The 19,457-nt window shown below is 64.0% G+C and carries 22 protein-coding genes; 16 read left to right on the top strand and 6 right to left on the bottom strand.

The genetic code is table 11. The features are described from left to right. Window positions 1-88: 88 nt before the first annotated feature. The 6 genes from hflK to XnspCFBP7698_RS10830 all read left to right on the top strand — a co-directional run bounded on the left by hflK (window position 89) and on the right by XnspCFBP7698_RS10830 (window position 4,958). Window positions 89-1,225, top strand: a complete 1,137-nt coding sequence (hflK, locus tag XnspCFBP7698_RS10855) for an FtsH protease activity modulator HflK (protein WP_047695447.1) — start codon at window positions 89-91, stop codon at window positions 1,223-1,225. Beyond that, window positions 1,225-2,088: a protease modulator HflC gene (locus tag XnspCFBP7698_RS10850; RefSeq protein WP_047695448.1), complete on the top strand. Its 864-nt coding sequence runs from the start codon at window positions 1,225-1,227 to the stop codon at window positions 2,086-2,088. Before hflK ends, XnspCFBP7698_RS10850 begins: the two co-directional genes overlap by 1 nt. A gap of 218 nt (window positions 2,089-2,306) precedes the next feature. Then, the gene (locus tag XnspCFBP7698_RS10845; protein ID WP_039407247.1) at window positions 2,307-2,492 is read left to right on the top strand and encodes a DUF2065 family protein; all 186 of its coding nucleotides are present in this window, start codon (window positions 2,307-2,309) and stop codon (window positions 2,490-2,492) included. A gap of 412 nt (window positions 2,493-2,904) precedes the next feature. Beyond that, the gene (locus XnspCFBP7698_RS10840) at window positions 2,905-4,197 is read left to right on the top strand and encodes an adenylosuccinate synthase (protein ID WP_024938603.1); all 1,293 of its coding nucleotides are present in this window, start codon (window positions 2,905-2,907) and stop codon (window positions 4,195-4,197) included. A 178-nt stretch (window positions 4,198-4,375) separates the two neighbouring features. Then, window positions 4,376-4,660 (top strand): CopG family transcriptional regulator, encoded by a 285-nt coding sequence (locus XnspCFBP7698_RS10835; protein ID WP_104581120.1) that lies wholly within the window; start codon window positions 4,376-4,378, stop codon window positions 4,658-4,660. A 1-nt stretch (window position 4,661) separates the two neighbouring features. Next, window positions 4,662-4,958 (top strand): type II toxin-antitoxin system RelE/ParE family toxin, encoded by a 297-nt coding sequence (locus XnspCFBP7698_RS10830; RefSeq protein WP_104581121.1) that lies wholly within the window; start codon window positions 4,662-4,664, stop codon window positions 4,956-4,958. 178 nt (window positions 4,959-5,136) lie between these two features. Here XnspCFBP7698_RS10830 and XnspCFBP7698_RS10825 read toward each other — a convergent pair whose 3' ends face one another. The 3 genes from XnspCFBP7698_RS10825 to bdcA all read right to left on the bottom strand — a co-directional run bounded on the left by XnspCFBP7698_RS10825 (window position 5,137) and on the right by bdcA (window position 8,322). Beyond that, window positions 5,137-6,462 (bottom strand): XVIPCD domain-containing protein, encoded by a 1,326-nt coding sequence (locus tag XnspCFBP7698_RS10825; RefSeq protein WP_199680141.1) that lies wholly within the window; start codon window positions 6,460-6,462, stop codon window positions 5,137-5,139. Window positions 6,463-6,485: 23 nt separating this feature from the next. Continuing rightward, complete coding sequence (locus XnspCFBP7698_RS10820) at window positions 6,486-7,349, bottom strand: hypothetical protein (RefSeq protein WP_104581122.1); 864 nt, start codon at window positions 7,347-7,349, stop codon at window positions 6,486-6,488. Window positions 7,350-7,608: 259 nt separating this feature from the next. After that, window positions 7,609-8,322 carry an SDR family oxidoreductase gene (bdcA, locus tag XnspCFBP7698_RS10815; RefSeq protein ID WP_104581123.1) on the bottom strand — a complete coding sequence of 238 codons (714 nt, stop codon included), beginning with the start codon at window positions 8,320-8,322 and terminating at the stop codon, window positions 7,609-7,611. Window positions 8,323-8,393: 71 nt separating this feature from the next. Between bdcA and XnspCFBP7698_RS10810 the strand changes: the two genes are divergently transcribed. From XnspCFBP7698_RS10810 to XnspCFBP7698_RS10780, 7 genes are all read left to right on the top strand, one after another. Beyond that, window positions 8,394-8,990 (top strand): TetR/AcrR family transcriptional regulator, encoded by a 597-nt coding sequence (locus tag XnspCFBP7698_RS10810; protein WP_104581124.1) that lies wholly within the window; start codon window positions 8,394-8,396, stop codon window positions 8,988-8,990. A gap of 130 nt (window positions 8,991-9,120) precedes the next feature. Beyond that, on the top strand, window positions 9,121-9,651 hold the full coding sequence (locus XnspCFBP7698_RS10805; protein ID WP_104581155.1) for a hypothetical protein: 531 nt from the start codon (window positions 9,121-9,123) through the stop codon (window positions 9,649-9,651). Beyond that, window positions 9,641-10,327, top strand: a complete 687-nt coding sequence (locus XnspCFBP7698_RS10800; protein ID WP_233548956.1) for a hypothetical protein — start codon at window positions 9,641-9,643, stop codon at window positions 10,325-10,327. The genes XnspCFBP7698_RS10805 and XnspCFBP7698_RS10800 overlap by 11 nt, the downstream gene beginning before the upstream one ends. 94 nt (window positions 10,328-10,421) lie before the next feature. Continuing rightward, window positions 10,422-10,685 (top strand): YlcI/YnfO family protein, encoded by a 264-nt coding sequence (locus XnspCFBP7698_RS10795; protein WP_104581126.1) that lies wholly within the window; start codon window positions 10,422-10,424, stop codon window positions 10,683-10,685. Between the two features lie 243 nt (window positions 10,686-10,928). After that, the gene (locus XnspCFBP7698_RS10790; RefSeq protein WP_104581127.1) at window positions 10,929-11,225 is read left to right on the top strand and encodes a hypothetical protein; all 297 of its coding nucleotides are present in this window, start codon (window positions 10,929-10,931) and stop codon (window positions 11,223-11,225) included. Then, window positions 11,222-11,491, top strand: a complete 270-nt coding sequence (locus tag XnspCFBP7698_RS10785; RefSeq protein ID WP_104581128.1) for a hypothetical protein — start codon at window positions 11,222-11,224, stop codon at window positions 11,489-11,491. Before XnspCFBP7698_RS10790 ends, XnspCFBP7698_RS10785 begins: the two co-directional genes overlap by 4 nt. 97 nt (window positions 11,492-11,588) lie before the next feature. Continuing rightward, on the top strand, window positions 11,589-11,987 hold the full coding sequence (locus XnspCFBP7698_RS10780) for a hypothetical protein (RefSeq protein ID WP_147423593.1): 399 nt from the start codon (window positions 11,589-11,591) through the stop codon (window positions 11,985-11,987). Between the two features lie 112 nt (window positions 11,988-12,099). Here the strand turns inward: XnspCFBP7698_RS10780 and XnspCFBP7698_RS10775 are convergent, their stop codons facing one another. Continuing rightward, window positions 12,100-12,729 carry a TetR/AcrR family transcriptional regulator gene (locus XnspCFBP7698_RS10775; protein ID WP_104581130.1) on the bottom strand — a complete coding sequence of 210 codons (630 nt, stop codon included), beginning with the start codon at window positions 12,727-12,729 and terminating at the stop codon, window positions 12,100-12,102. Between the two features lie 180 nt (window positions 12,730-12,909). Here XnspCFBP7698_RS10775 and XnspCFBP7698_RS10770 point away from each other — a divergent pair, with 180 nt between their 5' ends. The 3 genes from XnspCFBP7698_RS10770 to XnspCFBP7698_RS10760 all read left to right on the top strand — a co-directional run bounded on the left by XnspCFBP7698_RS10770 (window position 12,910) and on the right by XnspCFBP7698_RS10760 (window position 16,339). Next, on the top strand, window positions 12,910-13,689 hold the full coding sequence (locus tag XnspCFBP7698_RS10770; protein WP_104581156.1) for a histidine phosphatase family protein: 780 nt from the start codon (window positions 12,910-12,912) through the stop codon (window positions 13,687-13,689). After that, a complete protein-coding gene (locus tag XnspCFBP7698_RS10765) occupies window positions 13,689-14,558 on the top strand; it encodes an NAD(P)H-hydrate dehydratase (protein WP_104581131.1) in 870 nt (289 codons plus the stop codon). Before XnspCFBP7698_RS10770 ends, XnspCFBP7698_RS10765 begins: the two co-directional genes overlap by 1 nt. A 302-nt stretch (window positions 14,559-14,860) precedes the next feature. Then, window positions 14,861-16,339, top strand: a complete 1,479-nt coding sequence (locus XnspCFBP7698_RS10760) for a glycoside hydrolase family 30 protein (protein ID WP_146093259.1) — start codon at window positions 14,861-14,863, stop codon at window positions 16,337-16,339. Between the two features lie 283 nt (window positions 16,340-16,622). Here XnspCFBP7698_RS10760 and XnspCFBP7698_RS10750 read toward each other — a convergent pair whose 3' ends face one another. Beyond that, on the bottom strand, window positions 16,623-18,428 hold the full coding sequence (locus XnspCFBP7698_RS10750; RefSeq protein WP_104581132.1) for a glycoside hydrolase family 15 protein: 1,806 nt from the start codon (window positions 18,426-18,428) through the stop codon (window positions 16,623-16,625). Next, on the bottom strand, window positions 18,425-19,327 hold the full coding sequence (locus XnspCFBP7698_RS10745; protein WP_104581133.1) for an SDR family oxidoreductase: 903 nt from the start codon (window positions 19,325-19,327) through the stop codon (window positions 18,425-18,427). The genes XnspCFBP7698_RS10750 and XnspCFBP7698_RS10745 overlap by 4 nt, the downstream gene beginning before the upstream one ends. Window positions 19,328-19,457: the final 130 nt, after the last annotated feature.

Genomic DNA, 19,457 nt, shown 5'->3' with positions numbered 1-19,457 from the left:
GTCTGCCCCATCTAGTAGAATCGGCGAATCAAACAACACGGCGGCACTGCGGGACTGGCCCGCACAGCCCCTCGATCATGGAGCGTGCATGGCCTGGAACACACCCGGCAACAAGGGCGGAGACGGCCCGGATCCCAACCGTCGCAGGTCCTGGGGCCCGCGCGGTGGTGGCAACGGTGGCGGTTGGGGCAATCTGCCCGCCCCGCTGAAAGAGCTGTTCGACGGGGGTGTCGGGCGCTGGATCCTGGTCGCGGTGGTGCTGATGGTGCTGTTCTCCAGCTTCCAGCTCATCGGCGAGCAGCAGCGTGGCGTTGTGCTGCGCTTCGGCCAGTTCTCGCGCATCCTGCAGCCCGGCCCGAACTTCAAGCTGCCCTGGCCGATCGAGTCGGTGCGCAAGGTCAATGCCACCGAGATCAAGACCTTCAGCAACCAGGTGCCGGTGCTGACCCGCGACGAGAACATCGTCAACGTCTCGCTCAACGTGCAGTACCAGATCAGCGACCCGCGCAAATACCTGTTCGGTTCGCGCAATGCCGATCTGGTGCTGGAGCAGGCCGCGCAGAGTGCCGTGCGTGAGCAGGTGGGCCGCTCGGATCTCAATACCGTGCTCAACAATCGCGGCCCGCTTGCGATCGCCTCCAAGGACCGCTTGCAGGCGGCGCTGGATGCCTACAACACCGGCCTGGCCGTCACCGGTGTGACCCTGCCCGACGCGCGCCCGCCGGAAGAAGTGAAGCCGGCCTTCGACGAGGTCAACGGTGCCCAGCAGGTGCGCGAGCGCCTGATCAACGAAGCCCAGGCCTACGCCGCAAAGGTGGTACCGGAAGCACGCGGCCAGGGTGCACGCACCCGCACCGGTGCCGAAGGCTACAAGCAGGCGGTGATCTCCAAAGCCGAGGGCGACGCCGACCGCTTCACCCTGCTGCAGGAGCAGTACGCCGGCGCGCCTGAAGTCACGCGCAAGCGCCTGTGGCTGGAAACCGTGCAGAAGGTGCTGTCGGAGAACCGCAAGGTAATCGGCAGCGATGGCCGCCAGGTCATCTACGTACCGCTGCCGGCCGATGCCAACAAGGCGTCCGCGAGCAGCGGCAATACCGGCAATGGTGGCATGCCGTCGATGGTGCCGCAGGACGTGCTGTTGAATCCGCCGCAGAATTCCAGCAGCGAGGCCATCCGTAACCCGGAGCGCGGGCCGCGCCCGACCGGCCGTGAGGGAACCGAATAATGAAGAATTCGCTAGTCATCGGCCTGATCGTCGCCGTGTTGCTGACCCTGATGGGCTCGGTGTTCGTGGTGCGCGAAGACCAGACCGCCATGGTGCTCAACCTGGGCCGTGTGGTGCGCGCCGACCTCAAGCCCGGCCTGCACTTCAAGATTCCGGTGGTGGAATCGGTACGCGTGTTCGATCGCCGCTTCCAGGTGCTGGATACCGCCCCGGCGCGTTACTTCACCGCCGAGCAGAAAGACGTCAGCGTGGACTTCTTCGCCATCGGCTACATCTCCGATGTGCGGGCGTTCTATCGCGCTACCGGTGGCGAGGAGTCGGTGGCCAATTCGCGCCTGGCCCCGATCATCACCGATTCGCTGCGCAACCAGATCAACTCGCGCACGCTGCAGCAGCTGGTCTCCGGCGACCGCAGCGAATTGATCGCCAGCCAGCTCAAGGGCATCAATGGCGCCATCAAGGGCCTGGGGATGCAGATCACCGACCTGCGCATCAAGCAGATCGACCTGCCGACCGACAGCCAGGTGATCACCGACGTCTACGAGCGCATGCGCGCCCAGCGCAAGCAGGAAGCCAGCAAGCTGCGCGCAGAAGGCGAAGAGCAGGCCCTGACCATCCGTGCACAAGCCGATCGCGAAAGCACGATCATCAAGGCCGATGCCGAGCGCGATGCCCAGAAACTGCGCGGCGAAGGCGATGCCGACGCGGCCCGCATCTATGGCCAGGCCGGCGCAAAGGACCCCTCGTTCTACGCCTTCTACCGCAGCCTGGAGGCGTACCGCGAGTCCATGACCGACGGTAACGGCGTGGTCGTGCTCGATAAGAACGACCCGTTCCTGCAGTACCTCAAGAGCGATCGGTGATCGCTCTGTTTTGAAACAAAAACGCCCGCGTAACGCGGGCGTTTTTGCATGCGCCTGGTACTGCCGCGCAGGCAGACGCGCCCCCCACCGTAGGAGCGCACCCGGGCGCGACCGCTTTACCGGCAATGCCCGTCGCGCCCAGGTGCGCTCCTACGGTGTGGCATGTCGGGCTGCCGAACCGGGCACACTGCAGCTCCCACGTTGTCCTGGTGTTGCTGATGCACGAGTTCCTGTCCGCGTTATGCCTGATCGCCGTCATCGAAGGCCTGCTGCTGTTCGCCGCGCCCGCCGCCTGGAAGCGGATGGTCGAGCAGCTGTTCAGCCTGCCAACGGCCCAACTGCGTGCCATCGGCGGTGTGACCCTGGTGCTGGGCGCGATCGCGCTGTGGATCGTGCGTCACTGAGTGGGTGGTTCCGACCGCAACGGGCAGCGTAGGAGCGCACCGGGGCGCGACAGGCATTACCGGTGAAGCAGTCGCGCCCGGGTGCGCTCCTACGACCCGCGATGGGGGTTTGGGATTGCTAGGGGCCGGCAGCGCCCGGAACACCGCGCAACCGATGGCCAGCGGCAATCCGGCCAGCCCTCGATCCGCCGTTCGCCGGGGGTAGTGCACGCCACCGGAAACCCGGATAATGCACAAAAGCCGGCCGGGCACGCTCACACAGGGCACCTCGTTCGGCTTTTTCCGTGTCAGGGCTTTACGCGCCGCTGCAAGGCTCCCCGATGGAGCCGCGCGCCAGGCGACGCCGCCAGCCGTGAACCGGTCCCATCCCGCGGCCCCGATGGCCGCAGCAAAACTCAGGAGTTCACCCGTCATGGGTCAGTCAGTTGTCGTGCTCGGTGCCCAGTGGGGCGATGAAGGCAAAGGCAAGATCGTCGATCTGCTCACCGAAGAGATCGGTGCGGTGGTCCGCTTCCAGGGTGGCCACAACGCCGGCCACACGCTCGTCATCAATGGCAAGAAGACCGTCTTGCACCTGATTCCGTCCGGCATCCTGCGCGACGACGCGCTGTGCCTGATCGGCAATGGCGTGGTGATCTCCCCGGCCGCGCTGATCAAGGAGATCAGCGAGCTTGAAGGCGCCGGCGTGGAAGTGCGCTCGCGCCTGAAGATCTCTCCGGCTGCGCCGCTGATCATGCCGTACCACATCGCCCTGGACCAGGCGCGCGAGAAGGCCGCCGGCGGCAAGGCCATCGGCACCACCGGCCGCGGCATCGGCCCGGCATACGAAGACAAGGTGGCCCGTCGCGGTATCCGCATCGCCGACCTGCACTACCCGCCGCAGCTGGAAGAACTGCTGCGCACCGCGCTGGACTACCACAACTTCGTGCTGACCAAGTACCTGGGCGTGGAAGCGGTGGACTTCCAGAAGACCTTCGACGAGGCACTGGCTTTCGGCGATTACGTGCAGCCGATGAAGTCAGACGTGGCCGGCATCCTGCACGACCTGCGCAAGCAGGGCAAACGCGTGCTGTTCGAAGGCGCGCAGGGCGCTCTGCTGGACATCGACCACGGCACCTATCCGTATGTCACCAGCTCCAACACCACCGTCGGCGGCGCACTGGCCGGTACCGGCGTGGGCGCTGACGCCATCGACTACGTGCTGGGCATCGCCAAGGCCTACGCCACGCGCGTAGGCGGCGGCCCGTTCCCGACCGAGCTGGACGACGAAGTGGGCCAGGGCATCCGCGACCGCGGTGCCGAGTACGGCGCGTCCACCGGCCGCCCGCGTCGTTGCGGCTGGATGGACATCGTCGCGCTCAAGCGTGCGGTGGCCATCAACGGCATCTCGGGCCTGTGCATCACCAAGCTGGACGTGCTCGACGGCATGGAAAAGCTCAAGGTCTGCATTGCCTACGAATACCGCGGCAAGCGCACCGAATACGCCCCGTTGGACGCGCAGGGCTGGGAAGAGTGCACCCCGGTATACCTGGAGTTCCCCGGCTGGACCGAAAACACCCACGGCATCACCGAGTGGGACAAGCTGCCGGTGGCTGCACGCGCCTACCTGCGCGCGCTGGAAGAACTGGCCGGCTGCCCGATCAGCATCGTCTCCACCGGCCCGGACCGCGACCACACCATGGTGCTGCAGGACCCGTTCGCCTGATCGGTTGATCTCGCGTTGTCATACCCAACGGCCCGGCTTGTCCGGGCCGTTGGCGTTTTGAGGATGCAGGCGCGGTTGCTTCCGGGCGGGCCGGCAACGGCATGCGGTGTGACGACACGATGGTGTGACACACCTGTGCTACATTCGCGCGTACGAAATGCACACGCTTGAGGGTTTCATGAGCACCACAACCATCCGTCTTCCAGACGAGCTCAAGATGCGCGTTGCTGCGGCAGCGAAGCAGGGCGGCACGACCGCACATAATTTCATTCTGGAAGCGATCGCCGAAAAGGCGGAGTCGGTCGAACGTCGTGCCGATTTCGATGCGGTTGCCGAACAGCGTTATGCCGGCATCGTGGCGTCCGGGAAGACCATCGCCTGGGACGACATGCGTGGCTATCTGGAAAAGCGCATGGCTGGAGAGCCGGCAAAGCGTCCCACGGCCCGCAAATTAGCCCGGTAGCGTGGCGCGTATCGAACTGGCACCGGAGGTTGCACAGGATCTTGAGCGGATCTTCGACCACCTCCAGCGCCATGAAGCCGCACATGTCGCAGCACGCCTGCACGAGATCATCGCGGCAATCGATGTGCTGGAAACCAATCCGCTGATCGGCCGGCCGGCTGGTGGGGACAAGCGCGAACTGGTGATCGGTCGCGGCGCGCATGGCGATCTGGCGCTGTACTGCTATGTCGCGCAGATCGACACGGTGTTTGTGCTGGCCGTTCGCTCGCAACGTGAGGCGGGCTTTGCGGGGCCGTGATGTTCGCAGTTGCCCCATCGCCGTAGCCCGGCGTCCCTGTTATTCGATGCACTGCCACCCGACCCGCGCAAGCCGGTGCTGGAGATCGTCGCGCGCCACGCCGACGTTGCCAACCGGTATCGCCTGCACGCCATTGCCCAAGAAGCCGCCGCAATGCCTCGCCATCCGCCCAGCGCCGTTATCCGATGCGCATCGACGCACCCTCACGCTGCCGGTTGTCCATTTCCTGCTGCTGGCGCTGTGCCAACGCCTGCTGGCGGTCGGCACTGGTCACTTCCAGCTGCTGCAGCGACTGCTCCACCGGCGTCTGCACAGCCACATCGGTTGGCATGTGGGCGCGCAGGTGCGCCGGGTTGTTCAACTCGCCCTGCACCACAAACACGTTGCGGCCGGCCGGGCTGTTGGCGGTCTGGTGGCTCAGCACCACATGGTCGGCCCGCTCCAGATTGTTCTGGCGGGCCAGGGTCATCACGCTGGCGATCAGGCGCTCGCTGCTTTCGTCCGGCGTGCGCCCGGCGTGCGCATCGATCGCGCTTACGCCCGCACGCACCTGCTGTAGCAGTGCGTAGTCCCGGTGATCAGGGCCGATATCGGCCAGTTTGGTGGGCGCCTGCATCTGATTGGGCAGGCCCTCGGTCGATGCAGTGAACGGGCTGCGGGTGATGGAGCGGTACGGATCGTCTTCGTGGAACTGTGTGGCCTTCTGCTGACGCTCCAGACGCACGGCGCGGGCATCATCGAGTTCGGCGATACGGCCGGGACTGGTTTCTTCGCGCATGGACAGATGCCCGCCGCCTGCACTGACGTTCACCCACTTCTGTTCTTTTTCGAAGTACATCGCATAGAAGCTGTTGCTGCCGACCACATTGGGGTCGACGGCGGAGCGGCCCTCCAGCATCTGGATCGCTTCTGTAGTGCCGAGCTTGGTCAGGTACTCGCTGCCGGCCGCCAGTCCCATCTGCGCAAAGGTCTCGTAGCTCGTGTTCTTTATACGGGCAGCGCCGCGATACTCGTTGTCGAGCATGTTGGTCCAGATCTGTTCGAGCTTCTGGGGGCCGCTATTTTGCTCGGCTGCTTCTAAAAGGACGCGAGGTGTCCAGCAGTTGGGGTCGAGCTGGTGAAATTCGAATGCTCGATCATGTGCAGTCATCACATCCTTGCCGGGAAGGTTCAAGGCCAGGTCCGGGCGGCGCTGTTCCATCCAATGCATCCGCTGCGCCAAATCCTGTTTGACCAGCGTCTGCCCGAATACCTCCCATTGGCGCTCACTCAGTTCGGCATTGGCAAAGCGCGATCCGTTGTCGTGTTGTTGCCTGGCGTAATCCTGCGCATAACTGTTTGCCACTTGGCCTGGCAAGCTGTCATTGCGAACGACACCCAGTGCCAACGTTCCGTAGCCATCGGCACCTGGCAACTGGGAAAGATAGTTCCAGTAGAGTTCGCGGTTTCCATCTCTGGCATAGCTGGTCAGGACAGCCAAATCCTTCTTAGTCAATCCACTCATGATTCACTCCGGCAATGGGCGGATTACTGCACTTTGGTTCGCGCCAGTACATCCCGTACTGCGTCTTCCATGCGCGTCCAATCCTTCAGGAACGCTCTTTTGTAGGTCAACCTGATTGACAGCTTATTCTCGATATCCGAGAAATAATGAAAGCAACCGGCGGAAACTGCGCCATCCTCGTTGATGACCTGATCACCCTCCAGGCGCACGCCATCTCCTCGAAACTTCTTGCTGTCGCATTTGATAAATGTCGTCAGGTTGCCCTTTGGTCCGCGCGCGATATACCAGTCGTCTTCGTAGCCGGGGTTACGTGTTGGTGGTTTGCCATAGCGTGCTTCGTATTCTTTCGAAAATCCTGCCATCTTTGCTTCGTCAATGGTGTATAGCATTAGCCCCATGGTCTCGGTTTGGGCAATGCGTAAGTCCAGGCGATCTCTTGGATCTCGGCGTTCCACCGAACCGTCTTCAGTGATGGCCTCGTTGGACGACAGCCTCTCCAGCGATGTTTCGATGGGGGCGCGGTCGATGTAGTCGATCGACACGGAAATTTCTTTCCGGAAATCATTCGTACGCGGGTTGGCCCGTGCCCCGGGCGGGGTGGGGGTCATGCCTGGCCACTCGATGACAAGCGTGACGCCTTCGCCCGGCCATGGCGCGATCTGGCTGTCCAGGTAGTTGGCGGGGATGCGGAAGGTGTTCGGCCCAAGCTTTACGTCAACCGGAGCATCCGAATAGGTGTGCCCGTTGATGGTGCGGCCTGTAGTGACGTTGTCCGACATGGGGGAAGTCCTTTTGTGTTCGGGTGATGGCGTCCGTGCACAGGCACTGCCGGTCACAGCGACGGCGAGTGCAAGGGCCAGGCACCGGCCGGATGACATCATGTGCATTGGTCAATCCATTGCAGGGTTCGTCGCGAACTATAGGCAACTCAGGGTCAACACGACAGTAAGGTCCAGGCAGCCATTGCATGTGCAATGCGCCGCATGACATCCGAGTGCGATCACGCGCCGCCAGCAGGCTAATGCGCGTGGATCACGATGCTGGCGGTGCAACAGCAGCTCGCCATGCGCGTTGACGGAGGACGTTTGCGGCCATCCGTCAACGCGCATGGCGAGCTGCATTGCCATCAATGCAAACGTCGCCGCGTCATGCCCCGAATGCGCCGTCGATCGTATGCATCGCGCCAGTCACAAAGCTCGCTTCCGGGCCGGCAAGCCAGGCCACCATGCCGGCGACTTCCTCGGCGCGGCCGTGGCGCTTGATCGCCATGAAGCTGTGCATCAGGTCTTTCATCGGCCCGTGTTCCGGGTTGGCGTCGGTATCGATCGGGCCCGGTTGCACCACGTTGATGGTGATGCCACGCGGCCCGAAGTCGCGGGCCAGCCCGCGCGCCAGCCCTTGCAGCGCGGATTTGCTCAGCGCGTACGACGCCATGCCGGGCAGCGGCATGCGGTCGCCGTTGACCGAGCCGATCACGATGATGCGCCCGCCGGGCGGCATCTGCCGCGCGGCCTCCACGGCCGCGTGGTAGGGCGCGTGCACGTTGATGCGGAACAGCCGGTCCACCGCATCCGGATCCTGCTCCAGCGCATCGCCGAACAACGCAATGCCGGAGTTCACCACCAGCACATCAAGCGGCCCACTGCGCCGCACCGTGTCGATGACCGCATCGCGGTCCGCGCTATCGGCCAGCACCGTGCTGCTGCCGGTGTCGCTGGCCAGGCGCTGCGCCGCCTCGGCAGAGCCGGCATAGGTAAACGTCACCCGCGCGTCCTCGGCCACAAAGCGCCGCACGATGGCGGCCCCAATCCCCCGGCTGCCGCCGAGCACCAACACAGACTTGTCTTTGAACGCTGACATGCATCCACCTCGCAATTAATGTAGCGAGTAATACATAATATATTTCGTCTGCCGTCAAGGATTTTTTAACAATGGCTACAGAAACCTCCCGGGCCCGCGGCCGACCGCGCGCATTCGACCCGGATCAAGCGGTCGCCACCGCGCAACAGCTGTTCCATGCGCGCGGCTACGACGCACTAAGCGTGGCCGACCTCACCAAGGCGCTGGGCATCAACCCGCCCAGTTTCTACGCCGCCTTCGGCAGCAAGGCCGGCCTGTATGCGCGCATCCTCGACCGCTACGCGCAGACCGGCGCCATCCCGCTGCCGCAACTTCTGGACGCCAACCGCCCGCTGGCCGACGCCCTGGCCGATGTACTGGAGCACGCCGCCCGCTGCTACGCCGCGGACCCCGCTGCTACCGGCTGCCTGGTGTTGGAAGGCACGCGCAGCAACGACCCGCAGGCGCGCGAGGCCGCCTGCGGCTTTCATGTCGCCGCACAGGAGTTGATCCGCGCCCACATCGTCAAGCAGTGCCCGCACGACGCAGACCGGCTGGCGGATTTCGTCAGCACCACCATGGCCGGGCTGTCCGCCAGCGCCCGGCACGGGCAGAGTCTGGAGCGCCTGTTGGCGAGTGCGCGGTTGGCGGGGGAGGCGCTTCGGGTGGCGCTGCGGGGAATTGGGTGAGCGTGTCTGGCTTCCGCCGTTCAGCGATAGACCCTCGTTTAGTCAGGGCACTTAGCGACGACTGCTTGCAAAAACAGCTCGTTGGCTGGATATTCCATATTCCGGAATATGGAATAAGGCGAGCTTGGCCGTGGAACTGAAGCCCCAGGATCTGGTGGTGCTGTACAAGCAGGTTGCCCAGGCGGGCCAGGCCTGGACCTATGCATCCCTTGGAGAAGCGCTGGGCATGAGCGCCTCCCAGGTGCATCGCAGCGTCAAGCGCGCTGTGGCATCCGGCCTGGCGGTGGAAAAGAGCCGCGGCGAGTGGGAGACGGTGCGCACGGCGTTGCATGAGTTTGCGGTTCACGGCGTGCGTTATGCCTTTCCTGCGGCCATCGGGCCGCTAAGGCGCGGCATTCCTACGGCCTTTGGTGTGCCCCCACTGTCCACGGCGATTGCCAGCGCCCCAGGGGATGCACCGGTGTGGCCAAGCGCGCAGGGCACGGCCAAAGGCCCCAGCTTGTCGCCGTTGTCGTCCGGTGTGCCCAACGCTGCGCTGGCCGACCCTGGCTTGCACCAACTGTTGGCGCTGCAGGACGCCCTGCGTAGCGGGCGCGCCCGCGAGCGCGCGCTGGCAGCGCGCTATCTCAAACAATTGCTGGGACTTGGCGATGCGCTCTGATGATCCTAATTTGCCCCATTTGCTGGTGATAGCGGATGCACTGGGCGAACTTTGCGACCACGTGGTCTTCCTCGGCGGGGCAGTCGTTGGCCTGCTGGTATCGGATCCATTGGCGGAAAGCGTCCGCGCCACCTATGACGTCGATGCGGTGGTCAATCTTGATTGGGCCCGGTTCCGCGGTATCGAGGCGCGCGTGGAGTCGCAGGGCTTCGCGCGCGAGATGCAGAGCGGCGTCATCTGCCGCTGGGTACACCAAGCGTCAGGCGTCCTCTTCGACCTGATGCCGGTGGATAAAGACGTGCTTGGCTTCTCCAACCGCTGGTACGCCCATGCGGTAGAGACGGCCCAAGTGGTGGCATTGCGCGATCGCCTATACATCCGCGTGGTGACAGCGACAGCATTCGTCGCGACCAAGCTCGAAGGCTTCGCGACCCGAGGCAACAGCGACTTCCTTTCCAGCCACGATCTGGAGGACGTCCTCAATGTCGTCGATGGTCGTGCCGAGTTGGTGGAAGAGCTTGCCGTGAAGCATGCAGACCTTCGGCATTGGGTTGCCGACGTGTTCGAGGGGCTAGTGGATAACCTGGCGTTTGTGAACGCGTTGCCGGGATTGGTGGCCGAACCGGCGCGCGCAAGCATCGTGTTTCAGCATCTACGAACCATCGCATCAGCGTAGGTGCGACATCATCAGCTTCAGGCCTGCAAAGAAGCTTGAAGCGTCGGCGCTAGCTTGCGATATTGCATCGCAATTGCAACGCGCTGGGCCTGCCATGAAATCCGCATCTCTTCCGTCGTTCCGCGTGGACCCGGCATTGCGCGAAGCAGCCGAGGCGGTGTTGCAGAAGGGTGAGACGCTTTCCAGCTTAGTCGAGCACTCTGTGCGCGCCCAGGTGCAGCAGCGCCAGCAGCAGGAAACCTTCATTACACGCGGGCTGGCCTCGCGCGACAGCGCCAAGGCGTCTGACGAGTACATCGACGCGAAGGATGTGCTGGCCGGGCTGCAGTTCCAATTGGACAAGGCGCGCAATAGCTAAGCCAACGTGGGATTTTCCGTCCGCTTCACGCAGCAAGCGCGCGACGATCAACGCGAATTGACGTGCTCTGCGGGGCGGGCGTGCTGTTTACCTAAAAGATGAAGACTTCCTCGAATTCGGGATGCTTGACTCGCAGCCTTGCCGATAGCACGATCCCTGCATGGAGCCTCGGAACTCCTCGTACAGCGGCTCGCCACCTCCGACAACGGTGGTTTCGCTCGATTGGTACCTGCGAGAGATCAAATGACCGAGGCTCATCATCACTTGGATGCGAACGCTGGCTACTACCTGCCAGAACACGCGCAATACCGCTTGCAGCAACTACGCGACCACATGCGCTTTCTGGCGCGTTTGGCGCAGCCACGCACGCAGGCCGAAGAGCAGTTGCGGCAGCCGGCCATCTGCATGGACGAGCTGGCGTGCTGCCTGGAGCTGCTGGCCGAGCAGGTAACGCAGGCATTGGCGCAGGTGCAGTGGCCCGCGCGCCTGGAGCCTGATGCCTCTGACAACGCGCGTAATGACGCCGGAGAGGCCGCATGAGCCGGCCAGTGATGGCTTCGCCCCGCACTCGCAGGCGAGCAGGAGCCAATATGCAGCGTGATGCGTTTGCCTTCGGCATTACTGTGGAGCAGGTGGATGCGCTGGATCAGTTGTTGCTGACCATCGCCGCCCATGGCGATGTGATCGCTGCCGGCAACGCCGATCGGCTGGACCGCCGCACATTGCCCGTGTTGGGCAGCGCGATCTTTGATGCGGCCGGTGACATGCGCACCATCCTGGGCCAGTTGGAGCTTCAGCGGCTTTGATGGGCTGTGAGTGACGTCCGGACGCCTGTTATGGCGTAGCGCTGCTGTAATGGTGGTAGTTGTTCATTGGACGGTCTATGCAACCCATCGTGTCGAATTGAACAAGCGAATTCGAGTAATCGGGCCCGTAGTGGTGATGGTGTTGGCGTATAGCGGCGGGCTGTTGGGGACGGTCGATGTCAGCGTTCGCAAACTTGGCATCGGCATGTTGCCTGGAGTGCAGCTGCAATTGACCGAGCAAGGCTGCCAGATCGTCAAGGCGAGTTGGGGTGACGCACGCTGCGAGCGAGCGCAGCTAGAATCGTCAGTCTTTGTGCTGCCGGCAGTTGATGTGCTCACCCGATTGGGCTCGGACTTCTATGTGGCGCCGCCCGGCGGGCTTGCCGACGAACACAAGCCACGCTTCCTGATTCCTGCAAGTCAGGTGCTGAGTTGGAGCAGGATTGAGGCAGTCAAGAAGACGGACGCCGCCGCCGCAGCGGTGCCTGCCAAATGAGTGACGGCGCGTGCGTGCCGAACGTTGACGGCGTCTGAGCGATTGTGGCGTGTCGCTGCGCTAGATTGCCGAGTGCCGTAGGCAACCATCTGTATGTAGGGGTGGCAATTCGCTACACCGGCGCAGACTTCAAAATCCCCGACAAGCTCTCGCGCAAGATCAACTGCAGATGCATGCGGTTGAGTTCCATGCCGCTGGTCATGACGTTGTGCAGGCCGCCGCACATGGCGGCGACGGCGAAGACGCGGGCCTGGAATTCCTGTTCGCTGCTGGCCGGGTCGGCGTGGCCGCGGAGCAGGCGCTTGAGCAGGGCGCTGAGGTGTTCGATCAGCGATGCGCTCTGCCGGCGCATGAAGGCAGCCAGCACCGGGTCGCGCAGGGTGGCCAGGTGCAGTTCCAGGTCGATGCGGGTGCGCTTGATGTTGATTTCCTGCAGCAGCCAGTCTTCGAGCAGGCCGGCGATGAAATCCACCACGTGCACGTTGGCCGGGCGTTCCACCAGCCACATCTGGCGGATGGCGCGCATGTAGTTGCGCTCCAGCAATGCGCGCACCAGGGCGTCCTTATCTTCGAAGCGCTGCAGCAGGCTGCCGCAGGAGACCTTGGCGCGTTCGGCGATCAGCTCGAAGCTGGTGGCGCCCAGGCCAATCTCGTCGATGCATTGTTCGGTGGCGTCCAGCACCTCTTCCAGGCGCAGTTCTTCGCGCTCTTTCGCCGTGCGTAGCAGCAGAACGTTGGACATGGGGAGCAGGTAGGCGGGGGGCTGCAGTATAGCGGCGTTGCGTTAGTCATCCGTTGCGTTCGCTTGGCTGTAGGCCATTGGTCATGGGTGCGGCGTGCGCTGCGTTGCAGTTGCCGCAGATGCGGTGGTCGACCGGTTTTTCACGGACGCTGTGCGACACGTGCTGCTCGGTTGCAGGAGATGCATGTGAGTGAGAACAGTGCGGTTGCAGGGGTGTCGGCGCAGTGGCCGGCACGGTTGTGGGTGGTGCGGCATGGGCAGAGTGCGGGCAATGTGGCGCGCGACGTGGCCGAGGCCAATGGCGCCACGTTGATCGACCTGGAGCACCGCGATGCGGATGTGCCGTTGTCGGAATTGGGCGAGCGTCAGGCCGAGGCGTTGGGTGCATGGATGGCCGGGTTGCCCGAGCACGAGCGGCCGACCTTGATCTTGAGCTCCACCTATGTGCGCGCGCGGCAGACAGCTGCGGCGGTGGCGCGGGCGCTGGGCCAGCCGGACGCTGCGGTGAGCGTGGACGAGCGGCTGCGCGAGAAAGAGTTTGGCGTGCTCGACCGCTATACCACGGCTGGCATTCTGGCGACATTTCCCGAGCTGGCGGAGCAACGCAAGTTGGTGGGCAAGTTTTATTTCCGCCCGCCCGGTGGCGAGAGCTGGTGCGATGTGATCTTTCGCCTGCGCAGCATCGTTGGCGACTTGCAGCGCAACCATGTGGGCGCGCGCGTGTTGATCGTGGGGCACCAGGTCATCGTCAATTGCTTCCGTTACCTGATCGAGCGGATGGACGAGGCGACCATCCTGGGCATCGATCGCGAGGGCGATGTGCCCAACTGCGGGGTCACCGAATATGCCGCCGCGGCTGACGGGCAATCGCTGGAGTTGGTGCGGACCAAGTTCGTGTCGCCGGAGCTGGCACAGGAGCCGGTAACCACCGAATCCGACCGCCCGGCCGGAGCGCGCTGATGGCCGCCGCCCGCCTGCGCACGTTGAACGCTGCTGCACTGCGCGCGATGCCGCTGCCACCGCCCGGTGGCGACAAGGAGCAGCGTGGGCGCGTGTTGATCGTGGGCGGCTCGATGCGTGTGCCGGGTGCAGCCTTGTTGGCTGGCGAGGCGGCATTGCGTGCGGGCGCGGGCAAGTTGCAGATCGCCACGGCGGCGAGCGTGGCGCCCGGCATGGCGTTGGCGGTGCCGGAAGCCTTGGTGCTGGGGCTGGCGCAAAACGAGCAGGGCGAGATTACGCGTGGGCATCGTGCGCTGGAGGCGGCGTTGGCCGCGTGCGATGCGGCGGTGGTCGGGCCGGGCATGGCCTCTTCTGCGACAACCGCTGCGTTGGTAAAGCTTGCTGCGCAGAAGGCGGTGTGCACGCTGGTGCTGGATGCCGGCGCGTTGTCGCGCAACTTGCGTGCGCCGCCTAGCCGCCCGTTTGTGCTGACGCCGCATGCCGGTGAGATGGCGACGTTGGCTGGCGACGACAAGGCGGCGGTGGAGGCGGCGCCCGGTGAGTACGCGCTGGCATTTGCAAAGAAGATGCGCAGCGTGGTCATCGTCAAAGGCGCGGACAGTTTTATCGCCGGGCCAGACGGTGCCCTTTGGGTGCACCGTGGTGGTGTGCCGGGTTTGGGCACCTCCGGGTCGGGTGACACCCTGGCCGGGGTGATTGCAGGGTTTGCTGCGCGCGGCAGCGATGCGCTGACCGCGGCACTGTGGGGTGTGTTTGTGCATGCGGCTGCGGGTAAGCAGTTGGCGAAGCGGATCGGCACGGTGGGGTTTCTGGCACGTGAGATTCCGCCGGAAGTGCCGGGCATCCTGGATCGTTTGTCGCGCGGGTGATTTAGCCCCTCTTTCTGCGGGAGAGGGGTTGGGGTGAGGGTGCGGTTGCTGGGATTGGTGCGGATTGCAATCTTGTACTTCAGGTTGTTGGCGATGCATTGCATGCGTAGCTGGCACCGCTGCGTGTGCACGTACCCTCATCCGGCGCTGCGCGCCACCTTCTCCCAGAGGGAGAACGGGAGGCCGATGCGCGCTTGCGCTCGTTTGCTGTGCCATGTTGCGGCGCGCTGCTCGGTTAGGCTTGCGCGATCTACCTGGGAGGGTGCGCAGTGAAGCGAGCGATGACGTGGTCGGTGGTGGGAATGTTGGGGATGGGACTGGGCACGGTGGGCAGCGCGAGTGCCGTAGCCGCGGCCGTGGCACTTGCGGCGACCCCAGCAGCGTCAGATGCGAGCTCGCCAGCGACGCGCAGCGATGGCGCGTTGCGTATCTACACCAGCTCTCAAGGCGCCGCGCAACAGATGCGCGCCAGCACAGCGGCCGCTCCTGTTGCCGGCCATGCGTTGACCGAGAAAGAAAACTCCATCTTCGTCAACCCGCAGCGGCAGTTTCAGGAGTTGCTGGGGATTGGCGGGGCCATCACCGATTCCAGCGCAGAGACCTTTGCCAAGCTGCCCAAGCGTGCGCAACGCGCGCTGCTCACCGCCTACTACGATCCACAGAACGGCATTGGCTACACGTTGGCGCGCACCACCATCCACAGTTCGGACTTCAGTAGCGGCAGCTACACCTACATCAAAGAAGGCGATGCGGCGCTGAAAAGTTTTTCGGTCAAGCACGATGCCAGGTACCGCATCCCGATGTTGCGCCAGGCGATTGCCGCCGCAGGCGGTACGCTCACCACGTTTGCCAGCCCGTGGAGCGCGCCGGCCTTTATGAAAGACAGCAAGACCATGCTCAAGGGCGGCAAGCTGCTGCCGGAGTATGCGCAGGCCTGGGCGCGCTACTACACGCGGTTTATTGCGGCGTACGAGAAGGCGGGTATCCCGATCTGGGGCATCAGCCTGCAGAACGAACCGATGGCGGTGCAGACCTGGGAGTCGATGCTGTTTTCTGCCGAAGAAGAGCGCGATTTCCTGAAAAACCATCTCGGGCCGACCATGGCGAGCGCCGGCTATGGCGATCGCAAGATCATCGTGTGGGACCACAACCGCGACATGATGGTGCACCGCGCGCATGTGATCTTCGACGACCCGGAGGCGGCCAAATATGCCTGGGGTATGGGCTTCCACTGGTACGAAACCTGGGCGGGATTTGAGCCGATGGTGGAGAACGTGGCGGCGGTGGCGCAGGCCTACCCGGACAAGCATCTGCTGCTGACCGAGGCGGCGGTGGAAAAGTTTGATGCCGCCAAGTTGCAGTATTGGCCCAATGGCGAACGCTACGGCACCGCCATCATCAACGACCTCAATCATGGCGCGGTGGGATGGACCGACTGGAACATTCTGCTTGACCAACACGGCGGGCCCAATCACGTGGGCAATTACTGCTTTGCGCCGGTGCATGCAGATACGCGCACCGGTGAGGTCACGTATACGCCGAGCTATTGGTATATCGGCCACTTTTCCAAGTTCATTCGCCCAGGTGCGCGGCGGGTGAGTGCGGCAAGCAGCCGTAGTAATTTGATGACCACCGCATTTGCAAACCGCGATGGGGCACTGGCAACGGTGGTGATGAATGCCGGCGACGTGGCGATTCGCTACAACCTGTATGTGGGTGAAGCGTCGAGCGAGTTGGAGATACCGGCGCATGCGATTCAGACGGTGGTGTTGATGCAGTAGGTGGGGCGACGATAGCTGGTTTGGATCGCGAGCAAGCGTGCCCTCATCCGCCCTTCGGGCACCTTCTCCCGGTGGGAGAAGGGGACGCATCTCCATAGTTTAGAACGGCTAAAAAAACGACTGCGCTCACCGCCAGGCGGGCGCAGCCGGTGCGCGGATTCGGTATATGCCATTCATACACTGCATTTGCTTCGCGCCGTGCGCACCCGCCTGACGGCTGCTCGCCACCCTGTTGCGTGCCGCGCTTATTCCGGCGCGCGTCGCGGGTTGCCACTTCGCGGGCCTATATGCCGTCCACGGCCAGCGCTGCATGGATCAGTGCAAGATGACTTAGGCCTTGCGGCAGATTGCCCAAGGCTTCACCGGTGGCGGCATCCACCATCTCCGGCATCAGGTGGACGTCGTTGCCTTGCTGCTCCAGCAGGCACTCGAACAAGCGCCTGGCTTCCTGGCGATCGCCGAGCAGGCCGTAGGCTTCCACCATCCAGAAGGCACAGGCGGTAAAGCTGCCTTCGCGGGTTTGCATGCCGCTGTAGCGGTGCACCAGCGCGCCGGTGGCGAGTTCCTTGCGGATGGCATCGCGTGTGGCAATCATGCGCTCGCGGCGTGGGCCGCCCAGGCCGAAGCGCGATGCCAGCAGCAGGCTGGCATCAAGATCCTCGGTGCCGGCGTAAAACGTGTACGACTGCTTTGCGTCCGACCAGCAATGGGTGTCGATCCAATCGAGGATGCGCTGTTGTTCGCGCTCCCAACGCGGCAGCATGGCGCTGGACAAGTGCCCGGCCCTGGCAAGTTCGCTGGCGCGGCGCAATGCAAGCCAGCATTCCACCTTGGACATGGTGTAGTGCTCGTTGGCCTCCAGTTCCCAGAAGCCGGCGTCCTTGCGCATCCAGCTGTTGGCGCATTCGTTGCCGAGTTCGAACAGCTGGCGGGCAGTCTCCTGGTCCAGGATGTGGCCGGCATCCAGAAAGCGCGCGGCCATCTCGAAGATGTCGCCATACAGGCACAGCTGCAGTTGGTTATTGGCGGTGTTGCCCACGCGCACTGGGCGGGTGTTGCGGTAGCCGGGGATGTCGATCTCGCGTTCGTCCGGCACCAGGTCGCCATCGAGCGTGTAGCACGGCCGCACGCCGGGGCGGTGGCGGCGGATGGTGCGCATCAGCCAGCTGAAAGCGGCCTTGGCGTCGGCCAATGCGCCCACGCGCAAAAACGCCTTGGTGGTGTATGCCGCATCGCGCACCCAGGCGTAGCGGTAGTCCCAATTGCCGTTCTCGCCGATCTGCTCGGGCAACGAGGTAGTCACCGCCGCGGCAATTGCGCCGGTGGGCGAAAACCACAGGAACTTCAGTGCCAATGCCGAGCGGATCACCTCGTTGCGATAACCGTTGTCGTAGCGCAGGTTGCCGCTCCATTCGCGCCATTCTTCGTCGCTGCGGTCGATGCGCCCGTCGATATCGGCCAGCGACGGCACTGGCAGGGCATCGTCTTCGGCAGCCAGCAGGGCGACCACATGCGTCTCGCCCGCGCGTGCGCTGAGCGTTGCATGCACGCTGCGATCATCGCAGTGGGTGACATCGACGGCTGCGCTGTCGAAGCGCAGCATCGTCATCAACGGGCCGATGTGATGTACGCGGCCGTTGGGCGTTTCGCTTTGCCAGGGCGTTGCCTCGCCGGCGCGGGTGCCGGGGCGGTAAACCAGATCGAACAGCACCTCGCCGTCGATGCCTTCGATACGGCGTGCCAACTCCGACCACGGCAGGCGGCCGGCTTCGCCGCTATTGAGCGACTCGGTCAGGCGCGCGCTGCCGGTGTCGGTAGTAAAGATGGTTTCCAGGATATTGCTGCCGTCGCGATAGCGGCGGCTTACCTGCTGCAGGGTGCGCGGCGTCAAGGCGAAATAGCCGCCTGCGCCCGCATCGAGCAGGCGATCGAACAGTGGAGGTGAGTCCATCTTCGGCACGCACCACCAGTCGATGCTGCCGTCGGCGCCGCACAGGGCGACCGAACGCCCGTCGCCGACCGCTGCATAGGCAGCGATCGGCAAGGTGTCGCTGGCATCGCGTTTGAACTGCGCGTCGGGCCGGCTCAAGACAACAGCAGGCCGCCGGTGGCGCCGAACACTTCGCCGGTGACGTAGCTGGATTCCTGCGTGGCCAGGATGACGTAGAGCGGGGCCATTTCCACCGGCTGGCCGGCGCGCTTGAGTGGCGTTTCTGAGCCGAAATCCGGGATCTTTTCCGGCGGCTGGCCACCGCTGGGCTGCAACGGCGTCCATACCGGGCCGGGTGCGACCGCGTTGACGCGGATGCCTTTGTCCGCCACCTGCTGGGCCAGGCCCTTGGTGAAGTTGACGATGGCCGCCTTGGTGGAGGCGTAGTCGAGCAGGGTAGGCGAGGGCTGGTAGGACTGGATCGAGCCGGTGTTGATGATGGACGCGCCCGGCGGCAGATGCGGAATGGCCGCCTTGCACAGCCAGAACATCGCATACACGTTGGTCTTGAAGGTCGCGTCGAACTGCTCGGTGGTGATGTCGGCAATGTCCTTGATGGCGGTCTGCTTGCCGGCGATATTGACCAGCAGATCGAGCCCGCCCAGTTCGCTGACCGCACGTGCCACCAGCTCGTTGCAGAACGCTTCGTCCTTGAGGTCGCCGGGGATGGGGATCGCCTTGCGGCCTTCGGCCTTGATCAGTTCGACGACTTCGGCGGCGTCCTGTTCTTCTTCGGGCAGATAATTGAGCACGATGTCGGCGCCTTCGCGCGCATAGGCAATGGCGGTGGCACGGCCGATGCCGGAATCTGCGCCAGTGATCAGCGCCTTGCGGCCGAGCAGGCGGCCAAAGCCTTTATAGCTCTGCTCGCCGTGGTCGGCCTTGGGTTGCAGCGCATGGATGGTGCCGGGCGCGTCCTGGGTTTGCTCCGGGAACTGCGGCTGCGGGAATTGGGTCAGGGGGTTTTGCATTTCGTACTGGTTCTTCGCGCTGGACATGCACGGACTCCTGCAGTGGGGGATGGCGCGGTACGCGCGGACACAGCGCACCGATGCCGCCCAGTGTGGGAACGCCCTTGCTGTGCACGGGTGAAAAAAACTTGTGCATCATGTGAACGCGTGACGCGAC

It is taken from the genome of Xanthomonas sp. CFBP 7698 (assembly GCF_003600855.1).
Lineage (GTDB): Bacteria > Pseudomonadota > Gammaproteobacteria > Xanthomonadales > Xanthomonadaceae > Xanthomonas > Xanthomonas cannabis.
This window is presented reverse-complemented; position numbering and strand designations above follow the sequence as displayed.